This is a genomic window from Ulvibacterium sp. (assembly GCF_028285715.1).
Classification (GTDB): Bacteria; Bacteroidota; Bacteroidia; order Flavobacteriales; family Flavobacteriaceae; genus Ulvibacterium.
Genome location: NZ_JANQOO010000020.1, coordinates 438992 through 455057 on the forward strand (window position 1 = coordinate 438992; position 16066 = coordinate 455057).

Below are 16066 nucleotides of genomic sequence, written 5' to 3' on the forward strand. Positions count from 1 at the left end.
GTCAACAGTTTTACATACTTAGTTTGTTGTATTTGTTCATCATTTGCACACCGTGTACCAAGGTGGCACCACTTTCAATGGCCGCTCCCACATGTACGGCTTCCATCATTTCTTCTTTGGTGATACCGCGTTGTAGGCTATCCTTGGTATAGGCATCGATGCAATAGGGGCATTTGACCACATGTGCAACAGCCAATGCAATCAATGATTTCTCGCGTGCACTTAAGGCACCTTCCTCAAACACTTTTCCGTAATACTCAAAAAACTTGTTTCCCAGTTCCTCGCTCCATTCCGTAATTTTTCCGAATTTTCTTAAATCCGCTGGATCATAATACGTATTTGCCATGATAATTTTTTATATAGATATGTGTTGAATATGGAATCCAAGAATAGGCCGGTCAAAGCCACGGACCTGCTCCCATAATTTTATTTAAGAATGATTTTTGGTGATGAAAGCGCAGTAACGCTTACCGAACCCCTACTGCTAACAAAGCTGGAGACCCCTTATTAAAAGGAATAGGAAGAAAATGAAAATCAATAAAATCAAGTACAAAACCATAATTTTGTACTCTTCGGTATAGGATTTGGACAAGTAATCGAAGAACGGCCTTTGAGAAAGTACGGAAACGGGATAGCAGCCGCACATCATGAAATTGATCTAAATCGATCAAAGGCTGTAACTGGATCAATTCCTCTTCACCAATATCTACCCAATCGATAATCGCTTTAAGCAGCTTGGAGGTCTGCCAGGGCAAATTGGCAAAGGAAACGGCACGAAACTGTGACCGGTGTATGCCCATAAGATAAAACCCGCCATCCAAAGAGGGCCCAAGGACCAGCTTTTTGGATTTGAGTTGTGCATTTGCCTCTAAAATGTGGTTAGCACGAAGGTGCGGAGTATCGTTCCCAAGCGTAATAATAGTATCATAGCCCTTATCAAAAATTACTTGAATGGCTTGGGTAAAACGTTCCCCAAAGGAATTTCCGTTTTGTTGCTTTTCGGTAAGATGAAAAAAAGGCAAGCCCGTTTTTTCGATTTCGCCCAAAGTGTATTTTGTCAGCTCATCAAAGAGATTGGACCCCTTTTCAACAGACTTATGTTTCAACTCTTCCTTGCCGGAATTGGCAAAGAGGAGTACTGCTGTTTTTTGATGGATAACGCCTGCCATTATTTTATTTACCGTGATAAACTTACAATAAAAAGTATTCTTGCTATCAGTCGAAGCGGAAAAAGGTTAATTACAACGCTTCAAATATTTTAGTGGACCAAATGGTTGGTAAAGGTCATGTTACGCAAAACTTGAAAAAGACAACAATAGAGGCAATTGACCTTGATAAACGACAAAACGCAAGAATTCCTTGAAAATACGGCAAGCCATATCCATAACATACCGGACAGTTGGTTTGGAAAGCCTATGAATAAACAAAATTTTAGAAAATTTTTAATAAAAATACCTCCACTTATGGCATAGGATTTGTCCATTCCAATCCGACTATTGTGTTCATTATATACTATTAAATTGTGAAAATGTAAGTGTCTGATTTATCATTTTTGATGTTCTAAAGTTTTACTTTTTAGTACGTCAAGGTTAAAAAAGATATTTAGTGATAGGATATGTAAACGAAAATTTGCTCTTGTTGAAACCGACAAATATGTGCAGGATGCGATTAAAACGGGGGCTTGACATTTTGTCATGCATGATGACAGGATTTCGGTCAATTCCCGTCCGCGTCCCGAAATACCTAAGGATAGTCAATTGATAACGATGAATACGAACAAGTAATTAAAACAATATCGAATTATGAAAAATAAAAATCGTCATCGAACAGAATTGAAAATATACTTTTTCGCTGCCTTTATAGCATTGGTAGTTAGCTTTGGAGCCATAGGAAGCTATCTTTTGGTCCAGGAGAAACCAGTGACCATACAGCAGATACAGGGAACTGAAGGTAAAACTGTATTGTATACGGCAGACAAGGAGGGCAATCTTAAACCTTTGGACTTCACGGTAACGGTCGATAGGGTCTTGGACGCCGTAGTAAATATTAAGTCTACCCAAAGTACATCCAGATATCAAGGACAAGGGGAATACCGCCAATTGCCGGACCCCTTTAAGGATTTCTTCGGGGATATGTTCAAGGATTTGCCCCAAGGTGAAGGCAAAGGATCACGTCCTCAGCCCATGTATGGAACCGGATCTGGTGTTATTATTAATGAACAGGGGTACATTGTTACCAACAACCATGTAATCGCCAATGCAGATGAAATAGAAGTTACCTTACATGATAATGGTACATATAAGGCAAGTGTAATTGGAACAGATCCAACCACGGATTTGGCACTTATCCAGATTAAGGCAGAAGGCTTAAACCCTTTGGCCTTGGTAAATTCGGATGATGTTCAAATTGGGGAATGGGTCCTGGCCGTGGGCAATCCCTTTAGTCTTACCTCAACGGTCACTGCCGGAATTGTAAGCGCCAAAGGCCGAAATATCAATATCAACCGGGAAAAATTTGCAGTGGAGAGCTTCATCCAAACGGATGCAGCCATTAACCCCGGAAATAGTGGCGGTGCCTTGGTCAATTTAGAGGGGCACCTTATTGGCATCAATACGGCTATTGCCAGCAGAACAGGCACCTATAATGGTTATGGCTTTGCGGTGCCCAGTAATATCGTATCCAAAGTAGTGGAAGATCTTTTAAAATATGGAAGTGTGCAGAGAGGAATGTTAGGGGTATCTATCCGAACCATGGACGGTAACTTAGCCAAGGAAAAGGGTGTAGATTTTACCAAAGGAGTTTGGGTAGAAAATGTTGGAGAAGATAGTGGTGCTGAAAAAGCAGGTATCGAAAGAGGCGATATCATCATAAAGGTAGATGAAAACGAAACCTTGACCTCGCCAAGACTTCAAGAAATCATTGCCCGCCATAGGCCTGGCGACAAAGTTATGGTTACGGTCAATAGGGACGGTAAGGAGAGGGAATTTGAAGTGGTTTTGAAAAATGCCAACGGAAGCACCGAAATTATAAAAAAGGAAAAGAAAGAAGTTTTAAACCTTTTGGGCGCCGATTTTGAGAACCTTGGGAAGGAAGAAGCCAAAAAATTGGATTTGGATGGAGGTGTTAAGGTAACCAATCTTTACGCCGGTAAGTTGCGAAAGGAAACTCAAATGCAGGAAGGTTTTATAATTACCCATATAAATGGTACAAAAGTGGTTGATATAAAAGATGTGGCCAAAGCCCTGGAAAACAAGGAGGGGGGCATAATGATGGAGGGAGTCTACGAAGACCGTCCCGGAAAACACTACTATGCCTTCGGAATGGGCTCATAATAAAAGGGGGCATTTTTGCCCCCTTTTTAATTTCCCAACATGATGGAGGTCATAGGTAAGGAAGCAAAATATCAGGTACTTTGGCCAATTAATCCGTTAGAGATATATGAAGTTCAAGGAGTATTACAACATATTAAAAGTGAGCAGGGATGCCAGTGATAAGGATATTAAAAAAGCCTATCGCAAACTTGCCACGCAATATCATCCAGATAAAACGAAGGCAGATAAGGCATCAGAAGAAAAATTTAAGGAGATTTCGGAGGCTTATCAGGTGTTGGGAAATACCGAAAAGCGGAAACAATATGATGCCTTAGGCTCGGATTGGGAACAATTTCAACGGTCCGGTGCTAGCTATGATGAATTTATGCAGCAACGTAGCCAATACCAGCGCTCTAGAAATCGACAACGATATGCATATACAAATGCAGATTCCGGTTTTGGGAACGGAAGTGGTTTTTCGGATTTTTTTGAAGCTTTTTTCGGTAGCGGTGCGGGGAACAGGGGAGCATATGGGTTTCCAGGAGGGGATGTATCAGGTAAGGTAATTATAGACCTTACTGAAGCCTATCATGGAACAGAGCGATTACTTGAATGGGGCGGACAAAGGATAAAACTAAAAATTAAGCCTGGAGCCTATACTGGACTGCAATTGCGGGCCAAGGGCAGAGGTCAAAAAGGAAGCCAGGGACAAGCTGGAGATCTTTATGTTGATATAGAGGTACGGGAACATGCCATCTATAAAAGGGAAGGAGATCACCTGCATATGAACTTGTCCGTGGATGTTTTCAAAGCTCTTTTGGGAGGCAAACAAGATGTGATAACCCTATCCGGCAAGGTTAAGATTCCAATCAAGGAAGGTACCCAAAATGGCAAAACTATCCGTTTAAGGGGCAAAGGGATGCCCAAATATGGCAAACTAGGACAGTATGGAGATTTGTTCGTAACCATCAATATACAACTACCGAACAAGCTTTCCCCAAGACAAAAAGAATTGATAAGGGAAATTCAAAATAGCCGTTAAAGGCCCAAAATTGACAAAAATGAAAGGAAACTTTTCGAACTTAATACAATCGGAAAAACCGGTTTTGGTCGACTTCCATGCAGATTGGTGCGGACCCTGCAAAATGCAGACCCCTATTCTGAAGGAGGTAGCCGCACAAGTGGGGGAAAAGGCCAAGATCATAAAAATTGATGTGGACAAGAACCAAAATATCGCCAATAGATTTCAGGTAAGGGGAGTGCCCACGCTGATACTCTTTAAAAATGGGGAAATAATCTGGAGGCATTCCGGTGTAACTGACAAAGCACAACTGGTAGGACTTATAGATAGGAATTCAGGATAATGGAAAGGATCATTCCACTTGATTATAGGGCAATACGTTTCACTTGGCTTTTAAGTAGCTTTGCACTAAAACCAGAGGTTTGGCAAAAAAATGGTTAATGAACCATTCTCCCATAGGATTGGTACTCTCGGGAGGTGGTGTACGGGGCATGGCACATATAGGGCTTATACGGGCTATGCAAGAATTGGGCATTTCTGCTCAAGTAGTCAGCGGAAGTAGTGTTGGTGCGTTGGTTGGGGCATTGTATGCCAATGGAAATTCGGTTTCTGAAATGCTTTCCTTTTTTAAGGAGACCCCTTTGTTCAAATACAATTTTTTGACCATCCTCAAGCCGGGATTTATCGATACGGATCGTTATTTTGAAATTTTTAAAGAATACTTTCCCCGAGATAGTTTCGCTTCATTGGAAAAAGATTTGCATGTGGTGGCCACCGACCTTCAAAAAGGGGAGCAACAATTTTTTTCTGAAGGCGAACTTATCCGCCCACTACTGGCTTCCGCGGCTTTGCCTCCGGTTTTTAGCCCTGTGGAGCTCAACGGGAAACTATACGCAGATGGTGGCATAATGAATAACTTTCCTTCAGAACCCATAAAGAGCAGTGCAGATTATGTAATCGGGAGTAACGTATCCGCTGTGGGAGAACTTCATAAAAACGCCCTTAAAAACTCCATACAACTCACGGGAAGGGTTACTAGCCTTATGATTTATGCCATTAACAGGAAAAAATTATATTCCTGTGACTTATTGTTGGAATATAAAGAACTGGAAAAAATAGGTGTGTTGGACCGCACGGGAATCGAAAAGGCCTACACAATGGGATATGACTTGGCCATGGAAACCCTGGAAAGGGAACTAAGGCAAACCGACTAAACGGTCACCCGCTACAAGATTCGAAATCTCCTTATTTGTTAAAAATAGGGAATATTGCCAAAGGTCTCGATGAAATGCACAAACTCGAATCAAGGCAACATAATGTAAATAGCGTACCGACCCAATGGTTTTTTTTACAACAGTGTTTTTGGGTTGGACTTTTTGGCTAAAGTCAGGTTTAGGCCCAAATCTTGGTTTTTCTTCTACTTTTTTAAGGGAACTTTTCAGAAGAAAAGAAAAAGGCAACCCACTATTTCTAGACGTCGTCGTAATCTACGGTTAAGGTAGGGGTTGTGGGATGTGCTTGGCAAGTAAGGATAAACCCCTCTTCAATTTCACCGTCCGTTAAGATCTGATTCTTTACCATTTCCGCCTTACCTTCGGTTATTCTGGCAATACAACTACTGCATACGCCGCCTTGACAGGAGTAGGGCGCGTCTATATTCTCTTTAAGAACGGCGTCCAATACCAGGGTTTTCTTGTCCATTGTTAGCGTAAATTCCTCATCTTCCAGGACTACGGTAAGTTGGGTTTGCCCTTCAATGGTTTCGGGTATCTCATCCAAAATCTCAGTAGTGGTAAACAGCTCAAAATGGATTTTGTCCTTAGGAACTTCCCTATCCTTGAGGGTATCGCTGACAAGATTGATCATAGCCTCCGGTCCACAAAGATAATAGGCATCAAAATCAACATTCTTGTGTTTGTTTTTTAACACATAGTTAACGGTGGAGACATCGATACGTCCAAATAGGGAATCGTTCTCATGGGTTCGGCTATTGATGAAATACATAAAAAACCGATTGGCATAATCCAATTGTAGTTTTACCAGGTCCGTATAGAACATGGTTTCTTCGTATGAACGATTCCCGTAGACCAATACAAACCGATTCTTGGGATGACTCTCCAAGACTGTGCGCACAATGCTCATAATTGGAGTTATACCGCTACCAGCGGCAAACGCAACTATATTTTTCGGATTATCCGAAGGCTTAAACACAAACCGACCCTCCGGTGGCATAACTTCCAAAATATCCCCGATGGACAATTTAGTGTTGGCATAGTCCGAAAACCCGCCCTTATCCACTTTTTTTACCCCAATGGTAATTGTGTCTTTTTTGGGTACAGAACTAATGGAGTAGGCCCTGCGTAGCTCTTTTCCCTTTATTTCCTTTTTTATGGTAATGTATTGCCCGGAAATAAAATGGTAGGTCTGCAATAAGTCCTTGGGAATTTCCAAGGTGATCGCAACCGAATTAGGGGTTAATGATTTTATTTGTTTTACAACTAGAGGATGGAAATTGGGCATATTCAAAAAAATTTGTGCAAAATTACTAAAGCAATCTCCATTTTAGACCGAAATGTTAAAAAAATAACAGCATATTGTAACAAACATGGACTTTACCGCACTAACTTGCCATAAAGAACACTGACCGGAATGTTTAGATATTTCATCAACCTGCAATGGAAGTCTTTTTTTAGGTCGGCCTCCCTAGGTAAAGGGCTTGCCCTAAAAGTTTTGATGGTTTTCTTTGCCTTGTATATGATGGTTTCGTTGATTTTGGCGGGATCGGGCCTTTTTTTTCTTCTACAAAAGATTTTTCCTGGAACGGACCCTTTGCACAAATTGAGCGAGTTTATGCCCTACTGGTTGATTACAGAACTTTTTATCCGATATTTTATGCAAAAACTTCCGGTAATGGAAGTGAAGCCCTTTCTTGCGTTGCCCATAAAGAAAAGCGCTATTGTTCATTACATCCTAGGGAGGTCCGGAATATCGTTTTACAATTTCATGGGGCTGTTTATATTCGTTCCTTTCGCTATAGTGCTTTTGACTCAGGGATACCCATTATTAAATGTTGGCTTTTGGTTACTTGCGATTGCATTCCTGGTGCTTATGGTGAACTATGTAAATTTCATCATCAATAAAAGTGATAAGGCGTTCCTAATTTTGGCCGGATTACTGATTGCATTCTATGCTTTGGAGCAGTTTACCATTCTTCCTATTACCGACTACGCTGGTACAATCTTTTACGCCCTTTATGAATATGAATTCCTTTTTACGGTTCCACTATTCCTATCTTTTTTAGCATACTTTTTTAATTATGCATATTTAAGAAAAAGGATTTTTTTGGATGATTCATTGGGTAAAAGGACCAAAACGGCAGCTACTTCGGACTTGGCATGGACCAAGCATTTTGGGAGTATCGCTCCATTTTTACAATTGGATTTGCGAATGATATGGCGCAACAAACGCACAAAAACACAGGTATTTATTTCCTTGGCCATGATTTTATACGGATTGGTCTTTTATACAATGGGTGATTTTGCCCTTACCTCCAGTATGATGGTATTTGTAGGGATTTTTATTACAGGTATTTTTTTGACGAATTTTGGCCAATTCGTTCCTGCATGGGATAGTGCATACTACAGTATGCTCATGTCCCAGAACATCCCATTACGGAAATATTTAGATTCCAAGGCAGGGCTGATTTCCGTAAGTGTTGTTGTTATGTTCTTACTTTCAATTCCTTATGTATATTTTGGATGGCAAGCTTTGGCAATTAATTTTAGTGCGGCACTTTATAATTTAGGGATAAATATCCCGATGATACTACTTTTTGGTTCTTTAAATAAAAAGCGGATTGATTTGAAAAAAAGTGCCTTTTCCAACATGCAGGGTACGGGAGCTGCGCAATTTTTGGTTATTATACCCCTGTTGGGACTTCCTATACTAATTTTTACCCTCTTAAAGTTTTTGGTTTCTTTTGAGGCCGGGCTGTTGGCATTAGCGGTTCTGGGCCTATTAGGCTTTTTCCTCCGAAATAGACTTTTGGATGGTATCACGGAGCTTTACCGAAAAAAGAAGTACGGCATGATTGCCGGATTTAAACAACAAAATAGTTAGGTAAAAAAAGATACTTGTACCATGATTACTGCACAAAAACTAACCAAGAGATACGGAAACCAAATCGTTTTAAATTTGGAACGACTGGAAATTCCTAAAGGACAAAGTTTTGGATTGGTTGGGAACAATGGGGCAGGGAAAACTACCTTTTTTAGTCTGATATTGGATTTGATTAGCCCCACCACTGGCTACATCATTAATAACGATGTTCGTGTAGATACCAGTGAAGCCTGGAAACCCTTTACTGCTTCATTTATTGATGAAACCTTTTTGATCGGATACCTTACTCCTGAGGAATACTTTTACTTTATTGGGGAGCTTCGCAATCGGAATAAGGCCGATGTAGATATGCTTTTGTCCCAATTTGAGAATTTCTTTCACGGTGAGATTCTGGGCCAGAATAAATACTTAAGGGATTTGTCCAAAGGCAATCAAAAAAAGGCCGGTATTGTGGCCTCATTCATCGGAGACCCTGAAGTTGTCATATTGGACGAACCCTTCGCCAATCTTGATCCGACCACCCAGATCCGTTTAAAAAGAATTATTAAGGACCTAACGGATAATAGGGAGATTACTGTCTTGATTTCAAGCCATGACCTCATTCATGTTACCGAAGTTTGTGAACGGATCGTAGTACTGGACAAGGGAGAAATAGTAAAGGATATCCAAACCTCCACCGAAACCTTACAGGAATTGGAGCATTTCTTTGCAGGGGAATAGTATAAAGGGCTTCCATAAAATCAATGAAAACCCTCTTTTGAAAGTGCAAATCAATTTTTTGGACTATCCCTGGGGCCCCATTGGCGTAAAGAAAAATTCCTCATAGGTTATTTTTCCATCTTCCACCTTATAGAGACATATTTCTTCCATGGTACTCCTAGGTGCTCCTTTGAAGGTAACATCCATTTTCATGGTACACGAAAAGAATTTGTCCGCTACCAAGGGGTCTGAAACTTCCATGCCATGCACTTCTTCTACCATATTGTTAAAATCTTGCATTTTCTGTTTTACACCTTCTAGCCCGTGGACTTCCTTGGCGGGTGACCCATCCGGCTCTATGCTTGTAATATCCTGCCCGTAAAGCTCTTCTACAGCTTCTGAAAATCGTCCATGCCTGCAATACGCTACTAATTTGTCCGCTACTTCTTGTGTGCTCATTTGTCTTCTTTTTTATGATTAAAAATTGGATTTTATTCAAACGACTGGTCTAAATAGGAATTCAAGGGTTTTATGGCCTTAAAATGGCTCAGAATCTCGTCGGTCAATCCATCGGAACCAAAGAAGGGCTCAATTGGAAACTCAGCGAAGGCATAAAATTGTTTGTTATAAATATGTTCGGTTTTCTCCGCAGTTGAGATTAGGCTTTTGTCCAAACGTTTCGCTTTTTCACCCTTAAGTTGACCAAAGGCATTTTTAAATTCCTGGTTTGCAAGAATATCCAAAAAATCCCCTGTTCTCGATGCGATAAGGTTCCTTATCCTTTTGAGCTGAGGGGTACGTATCATGAAAAGTCCGCCACCCACATGAATATTTTCCGCATCGATACCTAGATAGTAACCGGGGAGTTCCGATTTTTTTCCATTGGGGGAAAACCCGGCCTTCATGATAAGGTTGTAAGGCGATTTATCCTTTGAAAAGCGTACATCACGATTAATTCGGAACATCGCTTTCTTGGAATCTGTTGGAATACGGTCGTCCCATTGCGTGAGTACGGGAAGTATTTCATCAAGCAAACTTAAGAACGGTGCCTTAACGTCATTTTCATACCTTTTTTTATTGGTATGGAACCATTCCTTATGATTGTTTTTTTGAAGTTCCTTAAAAAAAGAGATGTAAGCGGGAGTAATCATTCTTAGAAGTTTTACGGTTTCTTGTGTTAATGACGATCGTGCTTCTGTTTTATGGACAAAGCGGCACAAATAATTTAGGGTATCAACCTTTTTCTTTTATTAACTGCAGGGCTATCTCGGTAAGATTCTCCCACTTTTGATTCTTATCGAAGTCTACCTCATACCAACCTTTCAAAGGCTTCTTGGTTTTGAAAGGGCTGAATTCCTGCATCTGCACATCGAGACGGTGAATAGGATAATCCTTTCCGAATTTGAACACCATTTTATTTTTTCTCGACAAAAAGGCGAATACCTTTTTCTTATAATGAATTGCGGGGGAACGCATCATTTTGCCTTCGGTTACATCTGCATATCTGGCACAGACCTGAGTCCTTATTTCCTCGAATTTTTCCAACTCCATGAAATCAAAGCTACAAAAGCAGTGGATATGTGGATGAGGTAAAATCCGCCACTTTTAAGGGTTGTTTGTGCCAAGCAGTATCATTACATTTATGGTATGGTAATTCGCAAAAACAAATTGAACTCCCATAAGGATTTGATACAGGTTAGATTTCAACACGGGACTATGGAATTTGTGGGAAATCCCTAAAAACAGCGTATGAAACACGTAAGTATTTTGGTTCCAAAGGGCAATGCCATTCTGAGCAATGTAGTGGGAACTTTTAAGGTTTTGTTGGCCACCAATCAGTTTTTAAAACAGACCCGTGCCAGGGAAGATGATTTTTTTGATGTGCATTTGGTTGGTCTGGAAAAGGACCTATCGCTGTACAACGGATTGTTCAGCATACATTGCGATAGTACAATAGATGATATAAAAAGAACGGATTTGATTTTGATCCCGGCGCTAAGGCCAGACAAATTGAACGAAGATCTGGAACAGAATCAAGGCTTCGTGTCCTGGATATTGGAACAGCGTAATAAGTACCAGGCCGAGGTCGCCAGTATGTGCATGGGCGCTTTTGTACTGGCACGGACCGGGTTGGTGGATGGTAAGCAATGTGCCACGCATTGGGCGGGTATGGAACTGTTCAGAAAAATGTATCCACAAGTAAATTTGGTTTCCAACAAAGTGGTAACGGACGAAGATGGAATTTATTCCAGTGGCGGGGCGTTTTCATTCTTAAATCTTATGCTCCACTTAATCGAAAAATATTGTGGCCGAGGACCGGCCATTTATATCTCCAAATTTTTCGAAATCGACTTTGACCGCGAGAATCAAAACCAGTTTGCCATATTCCAAGCGCAAAAAGATCATGAGGATGAGGCCATACGGCAAGCCCAAAAATATATTGAAGGCAATGTGGCCGAGAAAATTTCGGTTGAGGAACTAGCCAAGAAGTATGCCATTAGTAGGCGCAATTTTGTACGTCGATTCAAAAAAGCTACGCAGAACACCCCTTTGGAGTATATTCAACGGGTTAAAATTGAGTGGGCAAAACGAAGTTTTGAATCTACTCAGCACAATGTGAACGAGGTTATGTACCAAGTGGGTTACGTTGATCAAAAGGCTTTTCGAACTATTTTTAAAAAATATGTAGGTCTTTCACCTATCGCATACAAGAATAAATACAACAGAAGCTTTTCCAATTTCAATAGTCCTACGGCCTGGTGATTGTTATATTGGGCAAGCAGTGTTGAAAATACACTTTTGTGATTTTTTTCAGAAAAAGACTACCCGGTTCGTTAGGTATTTGGTTATGATATTGGAAATGTGCTTTCCCTCGATGTTCTTCAATGGATTTCCTTCAACGGTCTATGTATTGGCCTAATCCAAAACAAAGGCACTATAGTACAAACTATGTAGTCTGTATGATTTACACTTTCTCTAACATGACGAGATGTGCCTTTGGTTTTTCTCAGCAGGCATGGGTAATTTACAGACCTGGGCCAACCCCTTTCTTTTTAACTTTTTATCGACCAACTACATAATAATCCCGTTGTTTTTAAGTTAACCTTATGTAAGTACAAACGGAATTTTGAAACTTCACTATAAGCTTATTCTTTTTACATCTTTGGCGGGCATGGTTTTTAGCGCTTGCTCTACCAAAAAAGATGCCTTTGTCAACCGCAATTGGCATGCACTTAATACAAAATACAATGTGCTGTACAATGGCAATATTGCGTTTGAGCAAGGGAGGGAAGAGCTCAATGCTACTTACAAGGACGATTATTGGGAAATTCTGCCCATTGAACGTTTAGAGGTTACCGATGCTATAAAACTGGATTCCGAAGACAACAATCCCAATTTTATCATAGCTGAGGATAAGGCTACCAAGGCGATTCAGAAGCACAGCATGGACATTAAGGATGAGGAGCGCAATCCGCAGACGGACGAGGCCTTTCTTTTATTGGGCAAGGCACGTTATTTTGACCAGCGTTACATTCCGGCTTTGGAGGCATTTAACTATGTCATTAAAAAATATACGTATAGCGATAAACTGAACGAAGCCCATATTTGGCGGGAAAAGGTCAACATACGTCTGGAAAACGAAGAGCTGGCCATAAAGAACCTTAAACGTTTGCTTAAATTGGAGGAGCTTAAAGATCAGGACTATGCTGATGCCAGGGCAATGATGGCACAGGCCTACTTCAATCTTAATGCGCCGGATACGGCGATTCAACAACTTAAGATAGCATCTTACTATACCAAAAAGAATCCTGAAAAGGGACGCTATTACTATATCATCGGACAATTGTACAATCAATTAGGCCATAAGGACAGTGCCAATTACGCGTTCGACAAGGTCATAGAATTGAATAGAAAATCGCCCAGGGTCTATATGATCAATGCTGAAATCCAGAAAATCCGAAATATAGAAATCAATTCGGAAAACGAGGAAGAGCTCTTGGAGTATCTAACGGATTTGGAGGAAAACAGGGAAAACAGACCATTTCTGGATAAGATTTATAGGCAGGTTGCCGAATTTCATTTGGATAGAGGTTCGGATAGCCTTGCTTTGGTGTACTTTAACAAATCGCTTCGCGCCACACAGAATGAACCGAAGTTGAACGCGCTTAATTACGAAAACCTGGCGGAATATAATTTTGATGGCAACAAGTATAAAGTAGCCGGGGCATATTATGATAGTGTCTTGACCAACCTACAGGAAAACACCAAGAAGTACCGTTCCATCAAGAAGAAACTGGATAATTTGGAAGATGTAGTTGCGTATGAGGATGTGGTGCAGTATGCAGATAGTGTCATTACCTTGTTTAGGATGTCCAAGGAGGAACGAATAACCTATTTTGAGAATTACATCGCGGAGATTAAAAAAGCCGAGGAAGAGGCGGCCAAAAAGGAAGAGGAACGGATAACCGCTGGTTTCGCTTCTTTTGTTAAGAGCAAGGGTGGCAAAGAAAACAAAGGGAAGTTCTATTTTTACAACATCACAAGTCTGGGCTATGGCAAAAACGATTTTACCACCAAATGGGGGAATCGCCAACTGGAGGATGACTGGCGCTGGAGCAATAAAAGTCGGGCCCTGCCATCAGAGGCCACAGGAGAATTGTTGGCGGACGGGGCCATGATTTCCGATGAGCCCATTGGAGATGAAAAATATGACCTTGATTTCTACATGGAGCGGGTTCCCAAAGATGTTTCTGTTATTGACAGCCTTAGTAATGAAAGGAACTTTGCCAATTATCAATTAGGTCTTATTTATAAGGAAAAGTTTAAAGAGAACCTTTTAGCGGCCGGAAAATTGGAGGATGTATTAAAATCCAATCCTGAGGAAAGGTTGATTCTTCCTTCAAAATACAATTTGTACAAGATTTATGAGGAAGAAGGGAGTACTTTGGCCGCTGAGATGAAACAGAATATTATCCAAAATCATGGGGATTCCAGATACGCTGAGATTCTATTGAATCCACAGGCTATTTTGACCGGAAGTTCGGATAGCCCGGATGCCCGCTACGCCGCCTTGTACAAACAATATCAAAATCAAGAATTCTTAAAAGTAATTACCGGGGCCGAAGAAAATATCAATCGATATACCGGAGACCCCATAGTTCCAAAATTTGAAATGCTCAAGGCCAATGCCATAGGGAGGCTACAGGGATTTGAACCCTTTAAGGAAGCCTTGAATTATGTAGCCTTGACCTATCCCAACAATCCAGAGGGCAAAAAGGCGGAACAAATGGTGGCCGAACAATTGCCCAAACTGGAACCTAAGGAATTTTCCTCGGAAACAGGGTCCACCGGGACTGGAAATTGGAAGGTGGTCTTTCCCTTTAAACGGAAAAACGATGAAGCGGCCCAAAAACTACTGGAAAAGTTAAAGAAATCAATTAAGGATTTGAAGTATAGGAATATCGTTTCCAAGGATGTATACAATTTGGAAGATCAGTTTGTAGTGGTACACGGTTTTAAATCCAAGGACTTTGCCTTGGGCTATGTGGAACTACTAAATATTAACAAGGATTATAGGGTTGATAATGAGAATTTTGTAATTTTATCTTCTAACTATAAAATCCTTCAAGTACACAAGAACGTACAGGAATACAGAAATAAATTGTTAACCCCAAAACCATAGAACAACAATGTTTTCAGACAACAAAAAACCTAGAACTATGAATGAAATCAGCGGACAACCTAACAGAATCGAGAAAAACACCAGAATCAAGGGAGACATCGTATCCGAAGCGGATTTTAGAATCGATGGCAAACTGGATGGAAATGTAAAGACATCCGGAAAAGTGGTCATTGGAAAAGATGGCCTCATTAAAGGGAAAGTAGAGTGTGTAAATGCAGATATAGAAGGAAGCTTCAATGGGGAACTTCTTGTTTCCGATTTACTTTCATTAAAATCTTCCGCGGTTATAGAAGGTACGGTTTCCGTTTCCAAATTGGCCGTTGAACCTGGAGCTGCCTTTAATGCCTCTTGTAGCATGAAAGGAAAGAGCGGTGCCTTTAGTGGTAGCCCTAGTTCCAACAGCAGTAGTTCCAGTACAAGTAGTACTTCTTCTAACGGATATAAGTCCACGGTAGGTAGTTCCAGCACAAGCAATGAGCGGGCAAAAGCTTCCTAAGAAGAAAAACAATTTAAGGAACATAGCGGTACTTTCAGGTATTGCCTTTCAAATGGGGGTCATTATTTTTTTGGCGGCCAAAGGAGGTATTTGGTTGGATCAGCACTATGGAAATGAAAAAAGAATTTTTACGGCAATATCCACAATTTTTGGAGTTGCCGTTTCAATTTGGGTAGTTTTGCGGCAATTAAAACGGATCGATTATTGAATATGTCCAAAACCAACCCTATAGTTCAATTTCTTACAGTCCTAATACTTGTGTTGGGACTTATTTTTTTTGCCCATGTCGCCTTGTTAAGAAAAGGAGGATTTCTGCCTTATGGTAATATGTTGGTATGGTCCTATGGCATAAATGGCCTTTTGGCCGCGGCTATATTTATTCTTCTTTATTCTTTTCGAAAAAGGCTAAAAAACAGTATTGGTTTTCTTTTTATGGCCGGCAGTTTTTTGAAATTCATTGTTTTCTTCATTGTCTTTTACCCCCCCTATAAGACCGATGGGGATATGGATAAATTGGAGTTTGCCGCTTTCTTTGTCCCTTATGTGATTTGTTTGGTTATGGAAACTGTTTTTACGGCTAAAATGCTTCAAAAAATGTCTTGATTTTCTTTTCTTAAGGGAGTCCGAAATAAACGCTCAAAAGCTTTTTTCTTTTTAATGGAATGCCTTACATTTGCACCGATTTTTAGGGACCGATACTTTAGAGCTTTATGCAAAAGACATACTTTGCAAACTTT

The 16066-nt window shown here is 40.5% G+C and carries 17 protein-coding genes; 11 read left to right on the forward strand and 6 right to left on the reverse strand.

Annotated elements, in window-relative coordinates:
- Window positions 1-10: 10 nt before the first annotated feature.
- Together Q0993_RS13295 and Q0993_RS13300 are read right to left on the reverse strand one after the other, a co-directional pair.
- Window positions 11-346, reverse strand: coding sequence for an arsenosugar biosynthesis-associated peroxidase-like protein (locus tag Q0993_RS13295; protein ID WP_299533735.1), 336 nt, complete (start codon window positions 344-346; stop codon window positions 11-13).
- Window positions 347-467: 121 nt separating this feature from the next.
- Window positions 468-1169 (reverse strand): DUF2064 domain-containing protein, encoded by a 702-nt coding sequence (locus Q0993_RS13300; protein WP_299533737.1) that lies wholly within the window; start codon window positions 1167-1169, stop codon window positions 468-470.
- A gap of 633 nt (window positions 1170-1802) precedes the next feature.
- Between Q0993_RS13300 and Q0993_RS13305 the strand changes: the two genes are divergently transcribed.
- The 4 genes from Q0993_RS13305 (at window position 1803) to Q0993_RS13320 (ending at window position 5546) form a co-directional block, all read left to right on the forward strand.
- Window positions 1803-3332, forward strand: coding sequence for a Do family serine endopeptidase (locus tag Q0993_RS13305; RefSeq protein WP_299533739.1), 1530 nt, complete (start codon window positions 1803-1805; stop codon window positions 3330-3332).
- A gap of 106 nt (window positions 3333-3438) precedes the next feature.
- The gene (locus Q0993_RS13310) at window positions 3439-4353 is read left to right on the forward strand and encodes a J domain-containing protein (protein WP_299533741.1); all 915 of its coding nucleotides are present in this window, start codon (window positions 3439-3441) and stop codon (window positions 4351-4353) included.
- Between the two features lie 19 nt (window positions 4354-4372).
- Window positions 4373-4675, forward strand: a complete 303-nt coding sequence (gene trxA, locus Q0993_RS13315; protein WP_299533743.1) for a thioredoxin — start codon at window positions 4373-4375, stop codon at window positions 4673-4675.
- Between the two features lie 97 nt (window positions 4676-4772).
- Entirely contained in the window at window positions 4773-5546 is a 774-nt protein-coding gene (locus Q0993_RS13320) for a patatin-like phospholipase family protein (RefSeq protein WP_299533745.1), read from the forward strand.
- A gap of 256 nt (window positions 5547-5802) precedes the next feature.
- On the opposite strand, the gene Q0993_RS13325 is transcribed toward Q0993_RS13320, so the two are convergent.
- The gene (locus Q0993_RS13325) at window positions 5803-6852 is read right to left on the reverse strand and encodes a ferredoxin--NADP reductase (protein ID WP_299533747.1); all 1050 of its coding nucleotides are present in this window, start codon (window positions 6850-6852) and stop codon (window positions 5803-5805) included.
- Between the two features lie 129 nt (window positions 6853-6981).
- Here Q0993_RS13325 and Q0993_RS13330 point away from each other — a divergent pair, with 129 nt between their 5' ends.
- Together Q0993_RS13330 and Q0993_RS13335 are read left to right on the forward strand one after the other, a co-directional pair.
- Window positions 6982-8451: a DUF5687 family protein gene (locus Q0993_RS13330; protein WP_299533749.1), complete on the forward strand. Its 1470-nt coding sequence runs from the start codon at window positions 6982-6984 to the stop codon at window positions 8449-8451.
- A 21-nt stretch (window positions 8452-8472) separates the two neighbouring features.
- Window positions 8473-9171 (forward strand): ABC transporter ATP-binding protein, encoded by a 699-nt coding sequence (locus Q0993_RS13335; RefSeq protein ID WP_299533751.1) that lies wholly within the window; start codon window positions 8473-8475, stop codon window positions 9169-9171.
- 63 nt (window positions 9172-9234) lie between these two features.
- Here Q0993_RS13335 and Q0993_RS13340 read toward each other — a convergent pair whose 3' ends face one another.
- The 3 genes from Q0993_RS13340 to Q0993_RS13350 all read right to left on the reverse strand — a co-directional run bounded on the left by Q0993_RS13340 (window position 9235) and on the right by Q0993_RS13350 (window position 10701).
- Window positions 9235-9609: a nuclear transport factor 2 family protein gene (locus tag Q0993_RS13340; protein ID WP_299533753.1), complete on the reverse strand. Its 375-nt coding sequence runs from the start codon at window positions 9607-9609 to the stop codon at window positions 9235-9237.
- Between the two features lie 32 nt (window positions 9610-9641).
- Window positions 9642-10301: a DUF2461 domain-containing protein gene (locus tag Q0993_RS13345; protein ID WP_299533755.1), complete on the reverse strand. Its 660-nt coding sequence runs from the start codon at window positions 10299-10301 to the stop codon at window positions 9642-9644.
- An 82-nt stretch (window positions 10302-10383) separates the two neighbouring features.
- Window positions 10384-10701, reverse strand: a complete 318-nt coding sequence (locus Q0993_RS13350; RefSeq protein WP_299533757.1) for a hypothetical protein — start codon at window positions 10699-10701, stop codon at window positions 10384-10386.
- 198 nt (window positions 10702-10899) lie between these two features.
- Between Q0993_RS13350 and Q0993_RS13355 the strand changes: the two genes are divergently transcribed.
- From Q0993_RS13355 to Q0993_RS13375, 5 genes are all read left to right on the forward strand, one after another.
- On the forward strand, window positions 10900-11913 hold the full coding sequence (locus Q0993_RS13355; RefSeq protein ID WP_299533759.1) for a GlxA family transcriptional regulator: 1014 nt from the start codon (window positions 10900-10902) through the stop codon (window positions 11911-11913).
- A gap of 409 nt (window positions 11914-12322) precedes the next feature.
- Complete coding sequence (locus tag Q0993_RS13360) at window positions 12323-14833, forward strand: hypothetical protein (RefSeq protein ID WP_299534026.1); 2511 nt, start codon at window positions 12323-12325, stop codon at window positions 14831-14833.
- 7 nt (window positions 14834-14840) lie between these two features.
- Window positions 14841-15329: a polymer-forming cytoskeletal protein gene (locus tag Q0993_RS13365; RefSeq protein ID WP_299533761.1), complete on the forward strand. Its 489-nt coding sequence runs from the start codon at window positions 14841-14843 to the stop codon at window positions 15327-15329.
- Complete coding sequence (locus tag Q0993_RS13370; RefSeq protein WP_299533763.1) at window positions 15307-15537, forward strand: AtpZ/AtpI family protein; 231 nt, start codon at window positions 15307-15309, stop codon at window positions 15535-15537. The genes Q0993_RS13365 and Q0993_RS13370 overlap by 23 nt, the downstream gene beginning before the upstream one ends.
- Before the next feature lie 2 nt (window positions 15538-15539).
- A complete protein-coding gene (locus Q0993_RS13375) occupies window positions 15540-15932 on the forward strand; it encodes a DUF6168 family protein (RefSeq protein WP_299534028.1) in 393 nt (130 codons plus the stop codon).
- The last annotated feature ends 134 nt before the right edge of the window (window positions 15933-16066 follow it).